The organism is Acinetobacter sp. YH12041 (assembly GCF_013419975.1).
Classification (GTDB): Bacteria; Pseudomonadota; Gammaproteobacteria; order Pseudomonadales; family Moraxellaceae; genus Acinetobacter.
In genome coordinates this window covers 61,817-85,976 of sequence record NZ_VOZC01000001.1, presented here as the reverse complement: position 1 = coordinate 85,976, position 24,160 = coordinate 61,817, and the positions used below count along the sequence as shown (strand labels likewise).

At 43.1% G+C, this 24,160-nt stretch carries 24 protein-coding genes; 9 read left to right on the top strand and 15 right to left on the bottom strand.

From position 1 onward, the window contains the following. Positions 1-148: 148 nt before the first annotated feature. The 5 genes from ftsA to murG all read right to left on the bottom strand — a co-directional run bounded on the left by ftsA (position 149) and on the right by murG (position 5,882). Positions 149-1,411, bottom strand: coding sequence for a cell division protein FtsA (gene ftsA, locus FTU00_RS00435; protein WP_159123790.1), 1,263 nt, complete (start codon positions 1,409-1,411; stop codon positions 149-151). A 71-nt stretch (positions 1,412-1,482) separates the two neighbouring features. Beyond that, the gene (locus FTU00_RS00430; protein ID WP_180139372.1) at positions 1,483-2,337 is read right to left on the bottom strand and encodes a cell division protein FtsQ/DivIB; all 855 of its coding nucleotides are present in this window, start codon (positions 2,335-2,337) and stop codon (positions 1,483-1,485) included. Positions 2,338-2,340: 3 nt separating this feature from the next. Then, positions 2,341-3,270, bottom strand: coding sequence for a D-alanine--D-alanine ligase (locus tag FTU00_RS00425; RefSeq protein ID WP_159123788.1), 930 nt, complete (start codon positions 3,268-3,270; stop codon positions 2,341-2,343). Between the two features lie 53 nt (positions 3,271-3,323). Continuing rightward, a complete protein-coding gene (gene murC / locus FTU00_RS00420; RefSeq protein WP_005232692.1) occupies positions 3,324-4,772 on the bottom strand; it encodes a UDP-N-acetylmuramate--L-alanine ligase in 1,449 nt (482 codons plus the stop codon). 12 nt (positions 4,773-4,784) lie between these two features. After that, positions 4,785-5,882 carry an undecaprenyldiphospho-muramoylpentapeptide beta-N-acetylglucosaminyltransferase gene (murG, locus tag FTU00_RS00415; RefSeq protein ID WP_159123787.1) on the bottom strand — a complete coding sequence of 366 codons (1,098 nt, stop codon included), beginning with the start codon at positions 5,880-5,882 and terminating at the stop codon, positions 4,785-4,787. A 409-nt stretch (positions 5,883-6,291) separates the two neighbouring features. Here murG and FTU00_RS00410 point away from each other — a divergent pair, with 409 nt between their 5' ends. Then, on the top strand, positions 6,292-7,494 hold the full coding sequence (locus FTU00_RS00410) for a CynX/NimT family MFS transporter (RefSeq protein ID WP_180178871.1): 1,203 nt from the start codon (positions 6,292-6,294) through the stop codon (positions 7,492-7,494). A 39-nt stretch (positions 7,495-7,533) separates the two neighbouring features. Here the strand turns inward: FTU00_RS00410 and gshB are convergent, their stop codons facing one another. Then, the gene (gene gshB / locus FTU00_RS00405; protein WP_159124190.1) at positions 7,534-8,481 is read right to left on the bottom strand and encodes a glutathione synthase; all 948 of its coding nucleotides are present in this window, start codon (positions 8,479-8,481) and stop codon (positions 7,534-7,536) included. Between the two features lie 130 nt (positions 8,482-8,611). Here gshB and FTU00_RS00400 point away from each other — a divergent pair, with 130 nt between their 5' ends. Next, a complete protein-coding gene (locus FTU00_RS00400) occupies positions 8,612-8,806 on the top strand; it encodes a DUF3565 domain-containing protein (protein WP_004781474.1) in 195 nt (64 codons plus the stop codon). A gap of 141 nt (positions 8,807-8,947) precedes the next feature. Here FTU00_RS00400 and FTU00_RS00395 read toward each other — a convergent pair whose 3' ends face one another. Further along, positions 8,948-9,259 carry a hypothetical protein gene (locus tag FTU00_RS00395; protein ID WP_159124191.1) on the bottom strand — a complete coding sequence of 104 codons (312 nt, stop codon included), beginning with the start codon at positions 9,257-9,259 and terminating at the stop codon, positions 8,948-8,950. 424 nt (positions 9,260-9,683) lie between these two features. Further along, entirely contained in the window at positions 9,684-10,334 is a 651-nt protein-coding gene (gene pyrE / locus FTU00_RS00390) for an orotate phosphoribosyltransferase (protein WP_180178870.1), read from the bottom strand. Between the two features lie 41 nt (positions 10,335-10,375). Here pyrE and FTU00_RS00385 point away from each other — a divergent pair, with 41 nt between their 5' ends. Together FTU00_RS00385 and FTU00_RS00380 are read left to right on the top strand one after the other, a co-directional pair. Then, a complete protein-coding gene (locus FTU00_RS00385; RefSeq protein ID WP_159124217.1) occupies positions 10,376-11,194 on the top strand; it encodes an exodeoxyribonuclease III in 819 nt (272 codons plus the stop codon). A gap of 469 nt (positions 11,195-11,663) precedes the next feature. After that, complete coding sequence (locus tag FTU00_RS00380) at positions 11,664-12,014, top strand: Spx/MgsR family RNA polymerase-binding regulatory protein (RefSeq protein ID WP_180011101.1); 351 nt, start codon at positions 11,664-11,666, stop codon at positions 12,012-12,014. A gap of 86 nt (positions 12,015-12,100) precedes the next feature. Here FTU00_RS00380 and FTU00_RS00375 read toward each other — a convergent pair whose 3' ends face one another. Further along, positions 12,101-12,538 (bottom strand): DUF2147 domain-containing protein, encoded by a 438-nt coding sequence (locus FTU00_RS00375; RefSeq protein ID WP_004781465.1) that lies wholly within the window; start codon positions 12,536-12,538, stop codon positions 12,101-12,103. A gap of 155 nt (positions 12,539-12,693) precedes the next feature. On the opposite strand from FTU00_RS00375, the gene FTU00_RS00370 reads away from it, so the two are divergent. Next, on the top strand, positions 12,694-13,605 hold the full coding sequence (locus tag FTU00_RS00370; protein WP_180052510.1) for an alpha/beta hydrolase: 912 nt from the start codon (positions 12,694-12,696) through the stop codon (positions 13,603-13,605). A gap of 71 nt (positions 13,606-13,676) precedes the next feature. Here the strand turns inward: FTU00_RS00370 and FTU00_RS00365 are convergent, their stop codons facing one another. After that, a complete protein-coding gene (locus FTU00_RS00365; protein WP_180030984.1) occupies positions 13,677-14,246 on the bottom strand; it encodes an FMN-dependent NADH-azoreductase in 570 nt (189 codons plus the stop codon). 264 nt (positions 14,247-14,510) lie between these two features. Here FTU00_RS00365 and FTU00_RS00360 point away from each other — a divergent pair, with 264 nt between their 5' ends. Further along, positions 14,511-15,701, top strand: a complete 1,191-nt coding sequence (locus tag FTU00_RS00360; protein WP_180002584.1) for a GGDEF domain-containing protein — start codon at positions 14,511-14,513, stop codon at positions 15,699-15,701. A 58-nt stretch (positions 15,702-15,759) separates the two neighbouring features. Here the strand turns inward: FTU00_RS00360 and dsbD are convergent, their stop codons facing one another. The 4 genes from dsbD to FTU00_RS00340 form a co-directional block, all read right to left on the bottom strand. Then, positions 15,760-17,604: a protein-disulfide reductase DsbD gene (dsbD, locus tag FTU00_RS00355; protein ID WP_180178869.1), complete on the bottom strand. Its 1,845-nt coding sequence runs from the start codon at positions 17,602-17,604 to the stop codon at positions 15,760-15,762. A 17-nt stretch (positions 17,605-17,621) separates the two neighbouring features. Continuing rightward, positions 17,622-18,389: a transporter gene (locus FTU00_RS00350; protein ID WP_166137494.1), complete on the bottom strand. Its 768-nt coding sequence runs from the start codon at positions 18,387-18,389 to the stop codon at positions 17,622-17,624. Between the two features lie 24 nt (positions 18,390-18,413). Further along, positions 18,414-18,956, bottom strand: a complete 543-nt coding sequence (locus FTU00_RS00345) for an ankyrin repeat domain-containing protein (RefSeq protein WP_004781453.1) — start codon at positions 18,954-18,956, stop codon at positions 18,414-18,416. A 129-nt stretch (positions 18,957-19,085) separates the two neighbouring features. Beyond that, positions 19,086-19,454 carry an HPF/RaiA family ribosome-associated protein gene (locus FTU00_RS00340; RefSeq protein WP_005232722.1) on the bottom strand — a complete coding sequence of 123 codons (369 nt, stop codon included), beginning with the start codon at positions 19,452-19,454 and terminating at the stop codon, positions 19,086-19,088. Between the two features lie 579 nt (positions 19,455-20,033). Between FTU00_RS00340 and FTU00_RS00335 the strand changes: the two genes are divergently transcribed. The 3 genes from FTU00_RS00335 to FTU00_RS00325 all read left to right on the top strand — a co-directional run bounded on the left by FTU00_RS00335 (position 20,034) and on the right by FTU00_RS00325 (position 22,217). Beyond that, positions 20,034-20,768 carry an outer membrane protein OmpK gene (locus FTU00_RS00335; protein ID WP_159124200.1) on the top strand — a complete coding sequence of 245 codons (735 nt, stop codon included), beginning with the start codon at positions 20,034-20,036 and terminating at the stop codon, positions 20,766-20,768. Positions 20,769-20,865: 97 nt separating this feature from the next. Then, positions 20,866-21,369, top strand: a complete 504-nt coding sequence (locus FTU00_RS00330; protein WP_180178868.1) for a GNAT family N-acetyltransferase — start codon at positions 20,866-20,868, stop codon at positions 21,367-21,369. Positions 21,370-21,488: 119 nt separating this feature from the next. Further along, positions 21,489-22,217 (top strand): hypothetical protein, encoded by a 729-nt coding sequence (locus FTU00_RS00325; RefSeq protein WP_180178867.1) that lies wholly within the window; start codon positions 21,489-21,491, stop codon positions 22,215-22,217. Positions 22,218-22,278: 61 nt separating this feature from the next. Here FTU00_RS00325 and parE read toward each other — a convergent pair whose 3' ends face one another. Further along, complete coding sequence (parE, locus tag FTU00_RS00320) at positions 22,279-24,159, bottom strand: DNA topoisomerase IV subunit B (RefSeq protein ID WP_180178866.1); 1,881 nt, start codon at positions 24,157-24,159, stop codon at positions 22,279-22,281. Position 24,160 lies beyond the last annotated feature (1 nt).

Below are 24,160 nucleotides of genomic sequence, written 5' to 3'. Positions count from 1 at the left end.
TTCCTAATTCATAATTGGCAGTCACTAAGCCCGTATACTGCCTTAATCTTGATAAAAATTGTTTTTAAGAATGCTGCTCAAGCAAGCACTTGTCAAGTACAAGCCCGATTAACTACAACTTCCCAACAATATTCACAATAAAAATCGCTTAAAAGATCGCTTTTAACGTTTCGTTAAAACCTGACCATGCCCGTTTAATGCGCTGTGTTACTGATAACTTGTCCCCGTCTTCGGTCTCAACGAGGGTTTCCTGGGTATCACTCTGGCTAAACATCAGCAAACCAGCCACTGTTGCGTACTGGGAACGACGTAAAGCCGCCTGGTGCTGTTCATCCGCATAGACCTGTACCGGCGGATTGCCCAGATGTGCAGATACACCCAAGGTACGGCGTACAAAGCTGACCATACCTTCAATCTGACTGGCATCACCAGTCAGCACCACACCATGATACAGTCCCTGCATCGCGCCATGGTTCACCAGTTCATCACGCACCAGACCCATGATTTCTTCATAACGCGCCATGATAATTTCAGTCAGTTCAATCCGGCTAATGGTTTGTGGTCCATCAATGCCTTGGAACTGAATCATATGCTCTGGTTTAACCACTTTTAGGTCAACACAGCCATAGAGCAATTTCAGACGTTCTGCTTCTTCTGTCGTGGTCTGTAAAACTGCTGCAATATCACGGGTCACATGTTCACCGCCACGCTGAATAGTATGGGTTAACGCCAAACGGCCATCCAAATAAACAGCAATATTGGTGGTTCCCGCACCGATATCCACCAGACACACGCCATATTCTTTTTCATCTTTCAGCAGGCTGGCTTCAGCAGTAGCCAGACAGGACACCACCATTTTCTCCACACCGATATTGGCCCCTTTTAAAGCGCGGTCAATATTCTGCATAGTGCTGATCGGTAACATCATCAAATGATAATGTCCCGTCATGCTATGTGCCGACATACGGATCGGGTTGAGTACCCATTCCGGCGCATCATCCAGCTCGAAGCCTAAAGGCACCGCACTGACCAGATAATGATCTGAGGTGACATGACTGGCTTTGGCCAGCTCAAGTGCCCGTACCACTTCACTGGTCGTAATTGAATGTTCACTATTATCAATGGTGGTACGACCCGAGGCATAAAAGCTTTTTAATTCAGCACTTGGGATCGAAATCCACGCAGAATGCACACGACATTCAGCCATATCTTCCGCTTCTTGTACGGCGTTTTTAATGGCGGTAATGACTTTATCGAGACTGACAATTTTTCCTTTATTCATGCCTCGGTTACGAGCGGTCGCCATCCCAATCACTTGGATATTGTCTGGCGCGTGTACCTTACCAATCAAAACTGAAACTTTGTGTGTCCCAATGTCAATCGCCACAACCGAGGGAACAGCTTCACTCATTATTAACTACTACCATTACGTGTTTGTTAGATTTATGGCTTTATAAGGCCTCTAGTTTTTAAAGCCGGTCATTATGGCTTTACTGTTACATTATTCTCAACGCCCGTGTCATTAATGGTTACAATAAATTGACCATTTACAATTTTAGGCGGAATTGAATTTTTCCATTGAATCGCCAATCCATTGCGATAACGCAGGTCGATCGCTGAAATTTTCGACCATACCGGTTTTAGTTCGCTATAGGACAGATGACTCAAACGTTGCAACTTGCTCATGGTTTGGTCTTTATCGACAATCACACGCAAACCTGAATCAAACTGCATAAACCAGGTCATTCGTTCAGTTAAATATAATTCTTTTAAACGAATACCTTGTGGTAAAAATAACTGATTGATTTCATTATAACGTCGCATCATGGTTTCTGCATGGCTCGCCGGCCCATGTAGTAACGGTAATGCCTGATAATTCTTGGGTGTGACTTCCGTAAAAATCACACCACTGTCACTTAGTAAACGCCCTGTTCCCCAACGTGCAATGGCATGATGCGGCATTACCCGGACATGAATTTTGTCTGGCCAGGCACGAGATACCACGACACGATCCACCCAGGACAATTCCAGTGCACGGTCACGAATCGATTCCAGGTCCGAAGTAAAATAGTTTTCAGTCACAATCGGTGAAACGTACTGCATGACCTGGCGCTCTTCAGCTGCTGAACGCGTTCCTGCCACTTTCAGCTCTGCTACCTGAGCATCCGTCATCACCTTGTACAGGCCAAAAATCCCAAAAGCCAGCACCACCAGCGCGACACACAACAAGACCCAACCACCCAGGTTGGTCAGTTTTTCTTTGCGTGTCGGCGGCTTGTCGTGAATTGAGGTAATCGCAGCACGTTTACGGCGCATGGTTGCTGGGAGTTGAGCCATAACTTAGTGTGCCGCACCGTTTAATGTTTGTTCCAGAATCGCTACACAGAGCGCATCAAAACTATAGCCGACGGCTGCAGCCGCTTTTGGTACCAGAGAATGACTGGTCATACCTGGAACAGTATTCACTTCCAGTAACCAGAACTTACCCTGTTCATCCTGCATTGCATCAATACGGCCCCAACCACTTGCACCCACCGCCTGGAAGGCACGTAGAGCCAAGGCTTGCAATTCTTTCTCTTCAGACTCGCTTAAGCCACATGGAATGCCATATTCCACATCATTACGCTGATATTTAGCTTCATAGTCATAGAAAGCCACATCTTCTGGCGGTTGCAGACGAATGACAGGTAGGGCCTGACCATTCAGAATTACAATGGTAAATTCACGGCCTGTGATCCATTTCTCTGCCATAACCACGGCATCATGTTCAGTGGCTTTGGCAATCGCATCGGCAAAGTCTTCTACTTTTTCAACTTTACTCATGCCAATACTCGAACCTTCGTGTACAGGCTTAATGATCAGCGGCAAATCTAGAGCAGATACAATTTCTTGCGCATTCGAGTTCTTGGTCACGATACGATATGGCGCAGTAGGTAATTCTGAACCCTGCCAAACCTGTTTGGTTTTGACTTTATCCATACCAATGGCAGAACCCTGTACGCCTGTACCGGTATATGGAATATTCAACCATTCCAGCGCACCCTGAATCTGACCGTCTTCACCGCCACGACCATGCAATACCACAAACGCACGATCATAATTTACCAGCTCGGTAACACTACGCTCTTGTGGATCAAACGCTTCTGCATTGACCCCAGAACGCATTAATGCCTCAAGTACGGCGGTTCCACTATCTAGCGAAACCTCACGCTCTGCAGATTTACCACCCAGCAATACGGCAACTTTTCCGAATTTTGAAGCATTTGACACGTTTATATCCTTAAACCTTTTGAATCTGTTCAATCAGTCATAACATGACTATTTTACTTTACATATAAATGATTTTGAGCAAGTTCGATTGAGATTGCTCCAACATTACCTGCGCCTTGGGTTAATAACAAGTCATTTGCTTGCAATACCTTTTTCATCACCTGGCTCAGGTTCCCCTCAACCGGATCAATCAGGATTGGTTCAACTTCCCCACGTAAACGGATACTACGTGCCAATGCGCGGCTATCTGCACCTACAATTGGCTTTTCCCCTGCCGGATACACTTCAAGTAAGAGCAGCTGATCAACTTGTGAAAGCACTTCTACGAAGTCATCAAAACAGTCACGGGTACGGCTGAAACGGTGCGGCTGGAACATCATCACCAGACGGCGATCTGGATGGCTGGCACGAGCCGCTTTAATAGTGGCTTCTACTTCTTTTGGATGGTGACCATAGTCATCGACCAGTTTCACATCGCCGCCTTCAAGTTCGAATTGACCTTGTACCTGGAAGCGACGACCTACACCACTGAAGCCTTCCAGTGCACGGCAAATGGCTGCATCGGATACGCCTTCATCCGTTGCAATCCCAATTGCAGCCAAGGCATTGAGTACATTGTGCAGACCCGGCTGATTCACAGTCACGCGTAGCGGCTCACGATCTTTACGTAATACGGTAAAGTGGCTGCGCATACCTTCCTGTACGACATCGACGGCACGAATGTCATTATCTTCATTAAAACCATAAGTCAGTAATGGACGACCAATACGCGGCATGATTTCACGGATATTGGCATCGTCACCACACACAACCGCCAAACCATAGAATGGTAGTTTTTGTAGGAACTGGATAAAGGTGTCTTTTAAAACATCGAAGCTGCCACCATAAGTATCCATATGGTCAGCATCAATATTGGTTACCACGGCAGCCATTGGTTCTAGATAAAGGAATGAGGCATCTGATTCATCGGCTTCTGCCACGATATAACGACTTGCACCCAAAGCGGCATTCACACCGGTACGGTTTAGCAAACCGCCGATCACATAAGTTGGATCCAGATTTTCTTCTGCCAGCATACAGGTGATCAGGCTGGTGGTTGTGGTTTTACCGTGAGTGCCTGCAACCGCGATCCCGTGACGGTAACGCATCAGCTCACCCAGCATTTCTGCACGACGGACTACCGGTGTACGGGTTTCAAGAGCTGCCTTGATTTCCGGGTTTTCCTTATCAATCGCGGTAGATACCACGATGACATTGGCACCCTTAATATTGCTGGCTGCATGGCCGATATAGACCTTGATACCATTTTCTTCTAATTGAGCCGTAGTTTTAGAGGCCTTGATGTCTGAACCAGAAACTTTATACCCCTGGTTTTTCAGTACTTCCGCGATCCCGCACATCCCTGCACCACCAATCCCTACAAAATGGATATGCTTGATCCGGCGCATTTCCGGGACTTTAATTAATTTCTTTGCTTGGTCTGCTGGGGTTACTGGAGACATAATTTACTCGGATTACAATTCTTGAATTAAACGGACCACATGCTGGGTCGCATCGGGTTGAGCCTGACGGCGTGCTTTGATCGCCATTTCCATCAATACCTGACGGTCAAGCATCGGCTCTAATAAGGTTTTTAAACTGTCTGGCGTCAAAGTAGCCTGCGGGCAGATTTTGGCTGCCTGCTGATTGGCCAGGAATTTGGCATTCGCAGTTTGGTGATCATCAACCGCACTTGGTAGCGGTACAAAAATCGCAGCTACACCAGCAGTTGCAATTTCAGTAACTGTCAGTGCACCGGCACGGCAAATGACCAGATCGGCGTCGCTATAAGCTTGGGCCATATCTTCAATAAACGGCTGAACTTCAACCTGCAAGGAGGCGGGTTTGTCTGCATAACGTGCGCGCGTTGCTTCAGCATGATTTTGACCACACTGATGATAGACATTTAACGGCACATTCAACTGTTTCAAGGCTTCCGGCACACGTTCATTTAAGGCTTGTGCCCCAAGTGAACCACCAACAATCAGAATTCGTAGCGGCTGGCCAGCTTTTTCCCGCTCCTGATAACGCCAGGACGGATTTAAAATTTCTGTAATTTCTTTACGTACCGGATTACCGGTGGTTACTACTTTGTCTTGTGCCGGGAAAGTATCAGGAAAAGCCTGACATACCGTTTTAGCGACCCGTGACAACTGGGTATTGGTAAAACCCGCGACTGCATTTTGCTCGTGAATAATTACAGGAATACCCAGGATCCGCGCTGCCAGACCACCCGGTCCTGCCACATAACCGCCAAAGCCTGCAACAGCTTCGACTTTGAGCTGTTTCATATGCTTCATAGCACTAAGAGTGGCTTTTAAAATTTTAAACGGGGCCAAGACTTTACGCACAAAACCATTGCCACGCACACCTTGAATATCGATTTGATAAATTGGAATATTATGGTTTTTTAATAATCGGTTTTCCATGCCCGCTGGTGTTGCCAACCAGGACACTTCAATTCCTTGTTGTTGTAGATCTTTTGCAACGGCTAACGCTGGAAACACATGTCCACCCGTACCTGCGGCCATCATCATGACATGTTTAGGCTGTTTTTGCTGAGCGTCGGTCACGGTCTAATTCTTCAATTAAAAAATGAAACAGGAGGTCTAATTTAAGTCATCAATTGTAATCACAAACGCTTGCCCTTGAAAGTTTATTTACCTTATTTCAACAAGCGTTTCATTGTTTTTTTCATACTAATTTGAAGTTTAAACTAGTTTTATTATAAGGTCTGCATTTTTCCTTAGACTTAAGTGAAATATAAGCATAATTTTTGAATATTTTTCATTTAATCTTTTTATAGTCATTCCCTAAATCTATACATTTTTCACTATTTACTGGCTATTTTTCCATTTAATTCATCCTATTAACTTATGCCTAAATCATATAAATCTGAATAAAATTTTATGTTATCCCTATCTCTATATAATTTTTTTCAAATTGATCTGCATACTCCTTAAATGGATTCAAGCATTATAGATGTCAAAAATATCAATTCGTGATCTATGGATTATTTTAGCCGGTTATCTGGCGGCCATGCATGTCGGCAAACTGTCTGCTATTATTCCTATTCTGCAACAGGATTTAGGCTTAAGTTTTACGCAAGCCGGGTTTTCTCTGTCTTTAGTACAAGGGGCCGGGATGCTATTCGCCCTTTGTATTGGTGCTTTTTCGGAAAAAGTGGGTTTAAAGCGCTGCATGATTTTGGCGTTAATCATTTTAGGACTGAGCAGTATCGCTGGCCTCTGGATTCAGCATGCCACAGCCTTATATTTCTTCCGCTTTACCGAAGGGATTGGATTTTTAACTATTTCCTTGTGCGCGCCTGCAATTTTAAAACGGATCAGTCGGCCTGAAACACTGAATTTTAAAATGGGACTCTGGAGTTCCTATATGGGTGTCGGTGTCAGTCTTGCTGTTTTTAGTATTCCTGTTTTACTCGAATACCTGAACTGGCAGAATATTTGGGCTATTCTCGGCAGTCTATGCTTGATTATTGCAGGCATCATTAAACGATACCTGCGAATAGATTCAATGGCATTTGCATCTAACACAATTCCTCAACCAGTACCGTCAAATACTTCATTCTGGCAGATTGTCAAAGTTACCCTTACCCATCCACCCATTCTGTGTTTAGCTATTATTTTTGCCTGTTATACCAGTCAGTGGATTACCGTGACCGGGTTCCTGCCCAGCATGTACGTCGAACATGGTATTGATTTAAAAGTTGCAGGCATTCTGGTTTCAATCGTGGTACTTGCCAATCTGGGCGGCACTTTTGGTGCAGGTATGTTGTTACAACGTGGCTGGAAACCCAAGACGCTATTCAGTACCGGATTTACAGCCATGCTGTGCAGCAGCTTTCTGGCTTTTGCAGCCAGTTCATGGCTCATGTTCGACTTACAGTTTATAAGTGCTGTACTGTTTTCACTGATTGGTGGAATTATCCCGACCACTGTTTTTGCCATTACTTTGCAGCATGCCCCGCGTGCCAATGCCGCAGCAGCCAGTGTGGGTCTGGTTTTACAGCTTTCAGCCTGTGCTCAATTTTTTGTGCCGCCTTTGAGCGCAGCACTAGTTTCGACTACACAGAATTGGGCTTATATCGCGGCAGTTACCGCCAGCCTCTCTATATTAGGAATCTTAATGACCCTGCTTTTATTCAAGCATTATGGCCAATAAAAAGAGCCTCAGACGAGGCTCTTTTTTATTATTGAAAGCTTAGGCTTGACCCAGACCGGCTTCCAGTACATCAAACAGGTCATCTGCAATGGAGGTACCAAACTGAGTATCAATTTCACGGATACAGGTTGGACTGGTGACGTTAATTTCAGTGACATAATTGCCAATCACATCCAGACCGACAAATACCAAACCTTTTTCTCTGAGATAAGGCCCCACTTGCGCTGCAATGGCTCTATCATTCTCAGTTAATGGACGTGCTTGACCTAAACCACCTGCTGCCAGATTGCCACGCACTTCACCATTTTGCGGAATACGGGCCAGACAATACGGTACTGGTTCGCCATTGATCATCAGGATACGCTTATCCCCTTCTACAATTTCAGGAATATAACGCTGTGCCATAATCGGCTGGTTACCATTGTTGGTCAGAATCTCAATGGTTGAGCCAATATTGATACCATCCTGATAGAGACGGAAAATTCCGGTGCCGCCCATACCATCCAATGGTTTTACAATCACATCAACATGCTCTTTTAAAAATTCACGGATCAGGCTTTGTTGCGACGTTACCAAAGTCGGAACTTGCAGGTGCGGGAACTGAGTAGCAAACAGCTTTTCATTGCAGTCACGCAGGCTTTGCGGTTTGTTGATAATCCATGCTCCTTCACGTTCTGCCTGTTCCAGAATATAAGTGGTATAGACAAAGTTCATGTCGAATGGCGGATCTTTACGCATCAGCACCACATCATAAGCCGCAATCGATTCTTTTTTCTTTTCACCCAGTTCGTAGTAATGGTTATAGTCTTCAAATACCTGCAAAGGCGAGATCAGACCAAAGGCCTTACCTTGGTCGATATATAAATCTTGCTGTAATGCATAACCCAGTTCATGTCCACGGCGTGCAGCTGCCCATAACATGGCCATGGTTGAATCTTTTTTCAGGTTTACATTTTCGATGGGATCCATCACAACAAGTACGCGCATGTCTCTGTGCTCTTTCTTAAAAATACATTAGCAAGGAGTATAGCCTGTGCAGTTTCTTTTGTTTATGGTGATTTTGCATGACTAATTTTGTATAAATGCTTAAATACTTTAATCAACAAGAGCATTTATCATGCAGCAGGCAATTGTCGGCTTTCATCTGGATGAAGAAAATCATTGGGTCGCTGAACTGGCCTGTGGTCATGGTCAGCATGTGCGGCATGATCCACCTTGGCAAAACCGTCCTTGGGTCATGACCGAACAAGGCCGTAAAGAAAAACTGGGCGTCTTATTGGACTGCAAAAAATGTGAAATACACGAGGATTAATATCTTCTAAATCAAATCAGTATATATACTCACCCTGAGTATTTTATCTCGTTTAGAAAATTGATTAAAACCTGAATAAAAATAATAATACCTTGCTTATAAATGCATTATCTTTCAACTAAATACATCTAATTTTATGATTTAACGATTATTTTTCGAAATCATGGTTCCCAGCATAATAATAAAGGTACTGACCCCGCCAATCAGTAAGCTCATCAGGGCAATTTCCAAAGTGATCTTATGATGCCAGCTCTGATCAGGAATCCAGGGCAAATTCAGATTTTCCCCAAAGATAAAGTTAATAGTACATATAATCAGAAAGCCAATCGTTGTAGAGATCAGTAAAGTCACCACCAGGTTTTTCCACATCTTGTAGCCCACCAGCATGACAATAATGGCCAAACCTACCACCGTTATAATCGATATAAATAAAACACTGTTCCAGTAATCCATTCCTAGTACTCTTATTTTAAATCAATTAAAATTATGAAATTCTTATAATTAATTACGTAATGTTTATTTCAATATAGGCGGATTACAATTTGTAAACAATGACCATAACTACCTTATTCATTTTATTTGTAAAGGGACTTTATGGGGGGGTAATTCATTCTTTAATGAGTTTCTTTTAAAAATATTGTTCTTTCTTGATAAAATAATTTTGATCAAGATTTATATATTGAGAAGAATATTTAGATAGAATTTAATTTTGAAGAAGATAATATAACTTATCAAATTTAAAGTTTATCTAGATCAGAATTTCTATCTTATTATTTATATTTCTTTTATATACAGTCGCCTGAACAGAATCTTTCTTCCTATAAAAAGTAAAGCCTTAGATTACTAAGGCTTTACTTTTTATCTGGTGAATCAGGTCTTAGATTCCGTATTTCACACGATAAGCTTCCATTTTCGCCAATGCTTCGCTATCGCCTTTTGCATCTAGGTAATTCATTAAATCTTTCATGGTAATTAGCGCATGTACTGGAATTTCCAGTTCTTTTTGCACTTCCTGAATAGCAGATAATTCACCTTGGCCTTTTTCCTGACGATCAAGAGCAACCAGTACGCCTGCAATTTGCGCACCGGCATTTTTCAGGATGGTGACTACTTCACGAATGGCAGTACCGGCTGTAATCACATCATCAATAATCCAGACTTTTTTCCCTTCCACTGAAGCACCTACCAGCACACCACCTTCACCGTGATCTTTGGCTTCTTTGCGGTTAAAGCCCCATGGCACGCTTACGCCATGATTTTGAGACAATGCCACTGCTGTAGCCGCTACAAAAGGAATGCCTTTGTATGCTGGTCCAAAAATCACTTCAACATTGTCACATTCAGTTAATTTTGCAGCATAGCCAGAAGCCAGTAGTGACAAGGCTTCACCGTCATTGAGCAAACCAGCATTAAAAAAATAAGGACTCACACGTCCTGATTTTAAAGTAAACTCACCAAATTTAAGCACACCACGTGATAATGCGAGTTCGATAAAAGCTTTCGGGTTAAACTGAGCTGGCGTTGACATGAGGTGCTCCTAAATCCATTAATTAAGGGTAAGACTTGCGCATGATACCAAAGAGTAGCTATCCAGGTGATCAAAAAATTCTTCGTGTCGTTTCAATTAATGTCAACGGTTTACGTTCTTCTGTCAGCAAGGGCTTGCTGGAGTGGATCGAACAGTCTGATGCCGATGTGATCTGCATGCAGGAAAGCCGGATTACCCATGCGCAGTGGACTGACAAATTTAAGCCTGAAGGCTGGTATACCCACCTGTTCCCTGCCGAGCGTCCAGGTTATGCCGGTACAGCGATTTATAGCCGTCTGCCTTTCGTTTCGATTACCGATGGTCTGGGTTTTGAATTGGCCGATTCTCAAGGCCGTTTTATCTCGGCAGAATTTGATTTGGGTCTGGAAAAAACAGCACATATTTGTTCGCTGTATTTACCTTCAGGTTCTTCGGGCGATGAAGCGCAGGCACGTAAAGATCACTTTCTGGAAGAGTATAAAAAGATCCTGAAACAATGGCGCGATGAAGACAAATCCATCATTGTCTGTGGTGATTACAACATCGTGCATAAACGCATCGATATTAAAAACTGGTCCGGTAACCAGAAAGCATCAGGCTGCTTGCCACATGAACGCGCATGGCTGGATCATATTTATGATGAGTTGGGTTATGTCGATACGTTCCGCGAAGTTCGTAAAGAAGCCGAACTGTATTCCTGGTGGTCAAATCGTGGACAAGCCCGCGCCAAGAACGTGGGCTGGCGGATTGACTATCAGGCCTGTTCACCGGACTGGAAAGACCGTACTGTAAATGCCTGGGTCTATAAAGATGAATGGTTTAGTGACCATGCACCCGTGATTATTGACTATAAAATCTAAAACTGACCGAAAGATTGAGTGAACAATCGTTCACTCAATTAAGGTTTATTACCTACACTACATGACGTATTTTCAGGTTTATCTTCAGACCCTAACAGCGCATGATACTCACACGGCACAGGGATATGTCAGGATGACACTATAAGGACAGGACGCCGTAGGAAGAAAATAAAACAAACTATCAGATTTAGCTTGTTTTTCATGGATGTGACAACGGACGTTGTATTGAGACCCGCATAATCAGGATGATTAGATGCGGGTTTTCTCATTTCAGTACCTTCATTTTTTTCTTATTCTTAAACTTTACCATTTACTTTTTAATACCCATTCTGCTCTTAAACGATGTCAATCGAATGACATGTCTTTTAAATATTGCTTAAAAACAAGCTTCTTGGAAGCACATAGGCGATCGGCATAAATTCAGCTAAGCTAAGCCATCAATAAATAAACTGTTTGGGATACAGCGAGCATGCTCAAGATTTATGGCATTAAAAACTGCAATTCGATGAAAAAAGCTTTTGATTTACTTGATGAACTGGGATTGGCTTACGAATTTCATGATTATAAAAAACAGGGAATTGACGCGGATACTGTTAAAACCTGGCTAGATGCTTTAGGCCAAGATGTGGTACTGAACAAGAAAGGTACTACCTGGCGTAAACTCACTGCAGAAGAACAGGAAAATGCGCTTGCCAGTGAAGATAATCTGATTACCGCCTTAACTACTCATACCAGCCTGATCAAACGTCCGGTATTACAGACTGCAACTGGTTTTATCGCTGGTTTTGACGAAGCCGCTTATCAAAAGCTAAAAGACTAATCATCCCAGATGAGCTGGAAGAATAAAAAAAGCCTGACTTCTGTCAGGCTTTTTTATGGTAGTTTTTAGAGAACGGTCATGATCTATTATTTGGCACGAATCCAGGTTTGGTTACGACCTAAAGCAGACACGCCGATATAACCGCGCAGCTCAAGCTTCTTGCCACCATCTGTCAGGTTGCCTTTCAGCTTATAAGTTTTACCAGATTTTGGATCTAGGATCGAACCACTGTCATAGCTGGTTCCGCCTGTATTTTTCAGGCCTTTCACAATCGTTAAACCTTTCAGCGATTTATTGTGATACGGACCTTCACATTTTGTACAAGCATTTTCTTCACCCGGTGTTAATACCGATTGGATGCTTGCAGATAATGTCCCATTTTTTTGCTCAGTAAATTTTACTATAGCCTTTGGTTGTTTGGTTTCGTCGTCAATCGTTTTCCAAACGGTACCATTTAAAGGATCTGCAGCATTGGCCAGCGCAGATAAGCCGAGTAGTCCTAACATTAGCGTAATTTTTTTCATTTTTCTTCATTTCCCTAGTCTGAGATAGACCGATGTAGTATTAAAAAGTCACAACATTTTTGCAATTTTTACCTGTGACTATTTAGTGTAACCTTGTAAATATTGTTGGTAAATAATCTACATAATCAATAAAAGCAGAAAAAGATGGAAAGAAGATGAAGATGAGCCCCGTGACGAAACAATTAATTACAGAAAGTCTTTTAAAAGCGACCATCCGCGCGCCTAGTCGGTTCAATCTTCCTCCAAGCTCCTTACGGGTCGCACTGGAGCAGATGTGCAAGATTTTTCCGCAAGATAAGTCCGTACAAATCCGTTCGCTCCGGCTGGCAGGTGTACATGCCGAGGAAATCAAACCACAGCAGGAATCCAGCCAGCTGATTTTCCATATTCATGGTGGTGCTTTTTATCTCGGTTCCTTAAATACCCATCGTGCCTTTATGACCCAGATTGCCGCTCGCACCCAGATGCAGGTACTGCATATTGATTATCCTCTGGCTCCTGAATCTGCTTATCCTGAACCTTTGGAAGCTGTGTTTGATGTCTATAACCTGTTATTAGATCAGGGCATTCAGGCTAAGGACATTGTTCTGTCCGGAGATTCGTGTGGCGCTAATCTGGCGTTGGCGTTGGCACTCAAATTACAGCAGGAAGGCCTGCCACAGGTGAGTGGACTGATTCTACTTTCCCCTTTCCTTGATCTGACCCTGACCAGTGAATCACTACGCTATAATCAGAAACATGATGCCCTACTGTCGATTGAAACCCTGAAAACCGGGATTCAGTATTATGTACCGAGTACAATGGATCGTGGCGATCCGGAAATTTCCCCATTTTTTGCCGATCTCAGTGGTTTGCCACCGATGCATATACAGGTGGGGTCTAAAGAAATTCTGCTGGATGATGCCACACGCTTCAAGGAAAAAGCGGAACAGGCTGGTGTCGAGGTTGAATTCAAGTTATATACCGGGATGTGGCATAACTTTCAGATGTTTAGTGCCTGGTTTGAAGAGGCTCGACAAGCGCTAGCGGATCTTTCAGAATTTGCTCATCGTCTAGATCAAGACTAGAAATTTAAAAGAAGCCATAAAAAAGGTCAGCGATTGCTGACCTTTTCTGTTTAGTGATTATCTATCGCTTTTTAGATCAGGCTTACTTGCGTCATCGCAGTTTCAATTGCCTGCTGTTTCGCTACATCACCCATATTGACGCCTTCAGCGCGAATTACGTGCACATCAGTTACGCCAGTAAAGTTAAATACAGTTTTCAGGAAAGCTTCCTGGAAATCGACTGGGCTTTGTTCGCCATAAACACCACCGCGGCTACTGGCAATATAGACTTTCTTTTCACCTGCCAGACCCACTGGGCCATTTTCTGTATATTTAAAAGTACGCCCTGCCACACTAATGCGGTCAATCCAGGCTTTTAAGGTAGAAGGTAGACCGAAGTTATACATAGCGGCCCCAACCACCACGATATCCGCCTGTAAGTACTGCTGTAAAATCTGTTCTCCTAAAGCCGCCTGCTCAAGATTTTGACCCATCAAAATTTCGGCAGTTAAATGTGGAATCGGCTGTGCAGCCAAGTCCAGATATTCAAGCTCAACAGCCTCACCATGTTTCTGTTGAAGCTGTCCCACAATAGCTTGAGTCAACTGACGGGAAATAGAGGCATCGCCTAAAATACTGGAATCAATCTGTAAAATTTTCATTGCTTAATCTGGTCCGTTCATTGTTCGGGAATGGACATAGCTTAATAAACTTTAAATAATGAAATAATGGGTTTAAATAAAACACTTCATTGCGTATTTAGAACAATAAATTTCCAGCTTAATTTTTCTCCTTTTTTTTAATTTTTGATAAATATTACTGATTATCAATGAATTAATTTTATGTTATATTTCTGTAAATAATTAAAGCAATATTTTTCCATCTTTTAAAAACTTAGCAATAACAATAAAGGTCAGACCTGTTGTATGAAGCGAATGTCAGCAGTATTACAAAAATTCCAGAATCATCGACTCAAGAAATATCTGATCGAAGATGAAGTGGTGATGAACTGGGGAATTTTGAAAAAGTGTATCCTGATGCTGGCACTGGGCTGTGGCATACATATCAGCTGGCTAAGCTGGGACCTGTTTGTCCTGTCACATCCGCAATACTGGCAGCATGTCCATATTGATGTCGTTCGTTCAGAGATTCACATGAATGGCCTATTTTTACTGGCGCTGGTTCTTCTGATTTATCCCTGTTATAAATTTCAGGGCAATGCACTGATAGAACGATATTTTCCCTATCTGGCAGTGGGCATCTTTGTGGTGTCCCTGTGTCGGGATGCATATATCGTAGGCGTGATTAGCCCGGTAGCCACAATTGCCTATGTTTGCCTGATGACGGTAGGTCTAGTCCTGTTTCACCGGAGACTGGTCTATAGCATGCTGATTCCGGCCTCACTGTTTCTGGTAACTTGTGCCTATCTAAGCTTTAACCAACAACTGCCTTATTCACCACTTTTTAATATTCAGGACCAGTTTTTCCATAATAGCTTCTGGCTGTTATCAATGCTGTATTTTATCCTGCCGATTCTTGCTGTCTGCATGATTTTATTTGAGATTTTACTCAGTCAATGGCGCTATCGCGAACAGCTGATTAACCATCTCAGCCAGATCGATCCTCTGACCAATCTGTTTAACCGCCGTAGCATTAATCAATGTCTGGATCAGTTAAATAGTACTGCAACTTTTAACTATGCCCTGGTGCTGCTGGATCTGGATCATTTCAAAAAGATTAATGATTACTATGGACATCACAAGGGCGATGAAACACTGGTACAAGTCAGTGCGGTACTGAACCAGCAATTGCGTGAGAGTGATGTGGTGGGACGGTTCGGCGGTGAGGAATTTATTCTGGTCCTGAATAATTCCAGCCTGGAAAAAGCTCAGCAGGTTGCAGAGCGTTGCCGAAGCGCGATCCAGCAGCTACAGATTTTTAGTGATGAAGGACAATTGATCCCGGTGACTGCCAGCTTTGGCATTGCTATTTCAAAACCAGAATTACGCCCACAGCAACTCCTGAGTCAGGCCGATCAGGCCCTTTATCAGGCTAAAGCCGGTGGACGGAATCAGGTGAAATCTTATCTGGAACCTCTAAAAGTTCAACCAGCCTGATATTTTCATTGGCCTTATTCACTTTAAAGCATGCACCAGAAAAGCTTTAAAGTGAATGTTAGAGCTGCTCTAAACGCTGTAGCTGTGCCAATAATTCTGCTTCACTAAATGCACCTGTCAAACGTAAGCTGCGAATCTCCTGCTGCTGAGTGTCGAGAAATAAATAGGTCGGTGGTCCCAGAATTTCCCATCGGTTAAGTAAAGCCTGATGCGTAGTATCATATTGACTAAGATCGAGCTTGATCAGAAAATAAGGGGCTAAGGCCTGCTGGACAGCAGCTGCCTTTAATACTTTATGTTCAATCGGCTGACAAGCCACACACCAATCAGCATAGACATCCACAATGACCTTCTGCCCTTTCGGTACTGTAGCCAGTAACTGTTCAAATTCAGTGGCTGTTTTTGCTATATGCCAACTCGCCTGTTGTTGGGCAGTTTCAACAAAAAAACGCTGACTATGCTGATACTGACTATATGTAATATAAGGCACTGCAATGGCCAAACAGATGAGATAGAGCCAGCGCAGTCCGGTATTTTTCCAGAATAATCGTGCCAGAACATAGGCAACAAAGCTTAAACCCAAACCTAGCGACAGCCACTGCAATGCAGCTTCTGAAATCAGCGGACGAATAAAATACAAGGCCAAAGCCAGCATGATGAAAGCAAAGAGTACTTTTACCTGATTCATCCAGTGCCCGGCTCGGGGCAGGATGCGTGCCCCCATAATACTGGCCAGCAGCAACGGAGTGCCCATACCGAAGCCTAAAGTAAATAGGAGCACTGCGCCTTGCCATTGGTTCTGGGTCTGGGAAATAAATAATAATGCACCGGCTAATGGTGCCGTCATACAGGGACCAACCAGCAAGGCAGAAACAGATCCCATAACCGCAGCGCTGACCAAGGTACCCCCTTGCTGCATCGCCTGAACCCGGTCCAGACGCTGCGTCAGACGCTGTGGCATTTTAATTTCAAACAGGCCAAACAGGTTAAGAGCAAACACCACAAATAGCGCACTAAATGCCATCAAAGTGGCAGGTTGCTGTAACCAGCGTTGAAAGTTGAGTCCGGCTGAAGACGCGATCAAGCCCAGTACAGCATAGACTGCGGCCATACTGCTTACAAAGCTTAGGGCAATTATCCAGGCCTTGATGCCTTTGCTATCACGAACAATCAGTGAAGTCAGAATTGGCAGCATCGGCAAAGAGCATGGCGTAAATGCCAGCAAAATGCCCAAGCCAAAAAACAACAGTAATCCGTAAGCCAGTGAACTTTCAGCCAGACGTGCAGACCATTGCTGGTCTTGTGCCGAGTCGCTGCTGGATCGGGTAGAAATGACTTCAACGATTTTACTATCTGTATTTCCTGATTCTAAATCATCAGCAGAATTTTCCAGAATCCGGTTGTGCTGTGAGGAAGAACTGCTTAGATCCAGTAACCGTTTATTACCCGAGCCAGTAGATTCATATTGCACTAGACCGGATAAGTCAGTCTTGAATTCAATGGTTTGGGGTGGGTAACAAAGCCGGTCTTTGGCACAGCCTTGCCAGCTAACCTGATAAGTTTGACCCGCGTGGGTCGGAATCTGAACTTTTAATTGCTGATAATAAACCTGGGTATGACCATAGTTTTCATCATATAGATCTTCAGCGGGTGGTAATTGCAAGGTCATCGGCTGACTTCCCTGCTTTACCTCTACCTTATGCTGATAAAGATAATAGTTTTGCGGAATTTCCCAGCTAAGTTCAGCCTGTTGCTGAGTGACTGAACTGATACTCAGAGGAAAAGCCTGCTCAGGCGAAAGCAAAGGCGCTTCTGCCTGAGCAATATTACTAAGCAACACTGTGCCCAATAAGACTGGAGAAAAAACTTTTCTCCCGATCTTAAACTGTAGTGCTTTGGTCATATCGGAATAAGAGCAGCTTAGAATAGGAATGATACGCCCAAGCCTGAGAAGTAACCTTTATTCTGACCTTCCAGATCTACCCCAACACTGGCATCAAGTTGTACCTGATCATTCAATGCATACATGACGCCAGTCCCTAGTGCATATTCATTATTCTGACTTTCGGCTTTACGATAAATCAGTTCCGAATAACCTGACCAGCGCTCAGTAATCTGATAGCCTAAAGCTGGAATCGCAGTAATTGCCCAGTTGCTATCCTGCCATTCATAACGCATGGTCAGTGCAGTATTCACCAAATCATTATATTGATAAGCAACTGCTGAGCTCAGGCTATAAATATCTTCTTCATTACTAAAATTAGCATTACCTGTGGCAATAATAGCTTCAGCCATCAGCGCCATACTGAGTTTTTCATCATCCAGATCAATGGCTTTTTTCAGGCCAATACTGACATCGCCTAAACCATCATCCTCTTCAGTCTGACCATTGAACTTGGTTTGTGACCAGGCCGGACCAGCCCAGCCTAAACGTAATTCCAGATCATCAGTCAAACCGGTACGCAACAAGACGTCGGCATTTAAAGTGGTTTGTTTCAGCTTGCTTCCATCCACAGTCGCTTCGCTATAAGAGAAACTCGGTAAACCCTGTTCCCAAGCTAACTGACCCACTGGTACGGTACTGGTACCCAAACCTTCACCTGGTCGGTCAAATTCAACTGCAGCACAAAGCTGTGCACTGACACCCGTCAGTGCCATCAAACCCAATATTCTTAAAGTTGTCTTCATCTTGTTGGAGCTCTTTCTTAAAATTTAATGTAATTCCTTGGTCATTTTTGCGCCATGACTACGCAATAATTCTAGGGTTTGTTTTTCTTCTTCCAGTGCTTCTGCCCAGTTAATTTCATCAAAATCACAATCAAAGAATAAATCACTAATCGATGACAGAATGGTTAATCCTTCTTCATCCTTGCTGTTCGGATTGACTTTTTCTTCTAATAGGCGCTGCACTGCAGGTACACAGGCTGCACTGGCCGCATCCCAAAGCGGGCCATAAACTTCTTCAGCATCCCAAAGATGCAAATTGACTTTAGCCTGGATCAGCGCTTCCAGAATCTGTAAATGTACATCCAGACGTTGCTGTTTTTCTTCAGCAGTTAAGGGACTGCCCGCTTCATAAGCTTCGCAGACTTCTTCCCACCATTTGAACAGGCCATCTGACCAGATGGAAATAACTGGGCCTTTTTCCAGATCAATAAAATTCGGGTTAAGTCCATCTGCCAAAAGCTGTTTGACCTGACCCAGATTGAGTTCTTCGAGTGCTTGCACAAAAAGCTGTTGTTGCGCAGTTAACATGATGGAGCTCACTTCAAATTCGTTTTTCACTATTATGCCGAATAAAGCGGGATTTGTTTTGTTCTCATTCGTTTATTTTATCTAAAATTGAAAAAAGCCCCGTAGGGGCCTTTTTCATCTGCGAATTATTTATTGTTCTAGATCTGTACCCGTATCTTCTTCCGCAAGTTTTAGCGGAGTGCTACGTACGTTATCTTTTTTCTCAATCACATGTTCCAGACTGCGTTTTAAACGGTCGATGGCACCATGAATGGCAGTATCAACATTATGACCATGATGGTTCACGACAATTGGCTTCAAGCCGGCAGGACGTGCTTCGATCATGCAGCGAATATCATCATCGCCTCCTTTGGCGGCATTTTCATCGCTAAGATGTACTGAGAAATGGGTAATACGCTCACTGTGGCGCTGGAATTCCTGATTTAATTCGGTACGAACGTAAGTAATTAGACGATCACTATTGCGAATGTTTTTATCGGTACGGAGTTCAATGTTCATAAAATACCATCCTCAAATCATTTTAACTTTTTAGTGCAGAATTTTTATCTTGGCACGTGTATAGCTTGCTGTTTTATATTGCATTTCACATCTTCAAATCGCTTTGGATAAAACCCTCCAGATTGAATGATGAACACATTTTTGAGTCTGCAGAACCGTGTTCCTATACTTCGAATATCGGTCCTCTCTTGAAAATATGCAAGTGATATTTTGATTTTTTTAGCAAAAGGACAACCGATCGTGACAACTGCTTACCGGATCGTGATTGACCTTCCAGATTTGGAACAATCGAAATACTATTCACATGACCTTCCCAAAATTAAAGCAGTCTTTGCCCTGTTCATAAAAGATCTATGTAATTACTTTAATCAGCTTCAAAATTGAGTCTCAATTCTTAAAATTAATTTAAATATAAAAATTTAACTCGCTTCAAATATCCTATAAACCTTCTTCTCCCAATATCTCAAATTATCATCAGCTCAGGACGATGAAATATTTCTGTCAGTGATCAATTTTGACTTTATTTTTACTTATTAATCTGTAGTATCCTTAAGCTGCTTTCTCGGGGGAGATATTTAAATGAAATTTACACAAATCGCGGCACTTTGTGCATTGGCTTCAACAGCAGCTTTCACTCAGGCAGCAGTTTGGCAGGATTTTAGTCTGTCAGCTTTATATGGTGAAAACTATAAAGCACCATATAAAGCTGGTAATGAAAAAATTGATCAATCAACCATTACTGCTGAATATGCAGCTGGTTTAAAATATGGTGATATCTTTGCCTTTGCTGACCGTACCAATAATGACTTCGGTAATGAAACTTACTTCGAAGTTGCACCGCGTTTAAGTTTAGGTGCAGTCACTGGTCAAAAGCTTGAACTTGGCCCAATTAAAGACGTGCTTATTGCGACTACTTGGGAAGGCAATAGCGGTGCGAGTGACTTTAATAACTACCTATACGGGATCGGTTTTGCACTTGATATTCCATATACTAGCTATGCGAATATTAACTTCTACAAAGCTGACAATGACCTGCAAAAAGACGATTATCAAATGACGATCACTTATGCAGTTCCATTTAAAATTGGTGGCGAAGAGTTCCTGGCAGATGCTTTCCTGGACTGGTCAACCGCTGAAGGTCCTGATCAGAAAAGCGAATTGAACTGGACTTCACAATATAAATGGAACGTTGGTAAGCATATCTCTCCTGAGACTAAACTTTACCTTGGTATTGAACATTCTGTTTGGAATAACAAATTCGGTACTGACGTTGATCAACACGATGTCAGCGCATTGGTTAAATACCACTTCTAAGTTTTTAGAATGAATAAAGCAGGACTTCGGTTCTGCTTTTTTATTGCCTAAATTCAGGTTATGGTTAGATATTCTCTTTCTTTTTTGGCATCTGCTTATGAGCTTTGTTATTCGTCCTGCTCAAATTCAAGATCTGGAACAGATACTCCCGATCTACAATGCTGAAATCTTATACGGAACCTCAACCTGGAATAGCACGCCAAAAACGATCCAGGATTTTCAGAACATGCTAAGTGAATTAAATGCTCAGGGATTTCCTTTATTGGTGGCTGAGCATTCAGCATCCAGGCAAATTGCAGGTTATGCGGATTATTCTACTTTTCGACCCATTCAGGGCTTTAAACACACTGTTGAACATTCTGTCTTTCTTCATGCAGACTTTATTGGGCAAGGTCTGGGCAAAGCCTTGATGCTCAAGCTGATTGAACATGCGCGGCAAAATGCTATCCATGTTATGGTTGGTGCCATTGACCATGAAAATCAGGCATCGATTGCCTTACATGAGAAATTAGGTTTTAAACAAACCGGTTATATGCCGGAAGTTGGACAGAAATTTGGACAATGGCGCGATCTGGTATTGATGCAACTCAACCTGAATTAAACCAAAATATTTTATTTTTTATGTAAAACTTAATCTAATTGGATCAATAATCTGTTAGAAAAATTACTGATAGATAAAATTTTCTATTAAAACCAGAATAATGTCAGTTGAGTAAAATTATGAATAAGTTGCTTATCTTTATCAGTATTCTCCCTCTGAGTAGTTTTAGTTTCGCCAATTCAGACTTTGAAACTGAACTCCGATCCGAATGTGCCAAGGTGAAAAGCTATGCCAACTCGGGAAGAAAATTTTATGATCAGAAACAGTATCAAAATGCGCTAGGACAATTTCAACAGCAAGCTTCCTGGTCTGCTTTTTGTGAGATGCATAGTGAAAACAGTGGTGTATCTTTTTCCGAAAATGCCATTGCCACTGCTTTTAATAATGTTGGCTTAAGCTATTTTAAATCAGGAAAGCCACAATGGGCACGGGCCTGGTTCTCAGTCTTTCCTCAAGCCAAAAGCAGTCAATTTAATTTAAAACAGCTTCCTTCCCCGCAAAAAACTCAAAACTTGGCTGGCATCTATATACAGCATGCTGGCTTCGGTCACTGGAATACCATTCAAGTCAAACGGATTAAAAATTCTTATCAGATTCATTTTAATGGCCTCTATATGGGACTAAATAGCATGATTTATGGTCCAAATATAGGTGAATTCGAAACCACAATGCCTGTTAATAAAACCCAAACGACCTATCAATCAGATGACTGCAAAATTAATCTCAATTTTGCTTTTGATCCTAAACAGGGGCAGCAGGTGATTTTAAAACAGAACAATGGCAGTTCAGGTTGTGGCTTTGGACATAATGTCTATGCAGATGGGCATTATTTAAAAGTTGAGTCCTAAATTGAGCTATTAAAAAGCCCGCGATTGCGGGCTTTTTAATAGGTATTAGCAGCAAGTCATTTTAAACAACAATATCCGCCAGATTACCTTTCTGTTCCAGCCAGTCTTTACGGTCACTGGCACGTTTTTTGGCCAACAGTTTATCCAGTAAACCTGAAGTCAGGTGCACATCATCCAGATCCAGTTGCACCAGACGGCGAGTATTTGGATCCAAAGTTGTTTCGCGAAGCTGGCTGGCATTCATTTCACCTAGACCTTTGAATCGGGTGATCTGCGGATTCTTAGTTTTACATTTTTTCAGGATGCCTTCCAGTTCATCTTCATCCAGCGCATAGTGCACATCTTTAGCATCATCGATACGGAATAGGGGTGGCATCGCCACAAACAGATGTCCTTCTTCGACCAGAATCGGGAAGTGTTTTACAAACAGCGCACATAACAAAGTCGCGATATGCAAGCCATCCGAGTCGGCATCGGCAAGAATACAGATCTTGCCATAACGCAGTTCAGACAGGTCATCTGAACCTGGATCGACGCCAATCGCGATTGCAATGTTATGCACTTCCTGAGAGGCCAGCACTTCATCCGAAGAGACTTCCCAAGTATTTAAAATTTTCCCACGAATTGGCATGATCGCCTGGAAATTCTTGTCACGTGCCTGCTTGGCTGAACCACCCGCAGAGTCCCCTTCCACAATAAACAGTTCAGACTGATCCAGATCATGTCCAACACAATCTGACAGCTTCCCAGGTAAAGTCGGACCAGCGACAATCTTCTTACGTTCAACTTTCTTGGCTGCTTTTAGACGGCGACCCGCTTTGGAAATGGCCATTTCCGCCAGTTGCATAGCGATGTCTGAATTCTGGTTTAACCATAGCGCAAACGCATCTTTGGCAATATTCTGCACAATGCCTGAGGCTTCACGGCTAGATAAACGTTCCTTGGTCTGACCAGAGAATTGTGGCTCCTGGAATTTCAGTGACAGGATATAGTTCACCCCATCCCAAACATCTTCTGCAGACAGTTTCATATTCCGTGGCAATAGGTTACGCAGCTCACAGAACTCACGCATGGCATCGGTCACACCTGAACGTAAGCCATTCACGTGAGTACCGCCTTGTGCGGTTGGAATCAGGTTGACGTAGGATTCCTGAATACTTTCTCCACCTTCCACATTCCAGCAGATGGCAAATTCTGCACTGGCACGCTCAGCATCACCTGTCGCCACAAAAGCAGGAGCCGGAATGATTTCACGGTCTTCCAGCTCATCCATCAAATAGTCGACCAAACCATTTTCAAACTGCCAGGTGATCTTTTCATCATTGATCTGGTCGATATAGTTAATTTGCAGACCAGCAGCCAATACCGCTTTGGCTTTTAAGTTATGTTTTAAGGCTTTAAGCGCGAATTTTGGAGAATCAAAATATTTGGTTTCCGGCCAGAAATGAACAGTTGTCCCTGTGGCACGTTTCGGTGCCTTGCCTTTCAGCACTTCTAGTGGTGCAGTCGGTTCACCATTTTCAAAGGCCATTTTATACAGGTTGCCGTGACGCTGAACTTCAACTTCTACGCGGCTAGAAAGCGCGTTGACGACCGAGATCCCCACCCCGTGCAGACCGCCAGAAAATTGATAGTTATCAGTACTGAACTTACCACCGGCATGCAGTTTGGTCAGGATAATTTCAATCCCGCTCTGACCATATTCCGGATGAATATCGACGGGCATACCACGGCCATTGTCTTCAACAGATAATGAACCATCCTTATACACCGTGACCGTGACTTTATTGGCATGTCCCGCCAGTGCCTCATCGACCGCATTATCAATCACTTCCTGCGCCAAGTGGTTTGGACGAGAGGTATCGGTATACATGCCCGGACGACGACGCACCGGATCTAGACCAGATAAAACTTCAAGAGATTGAGCCGTATATTGAGACACG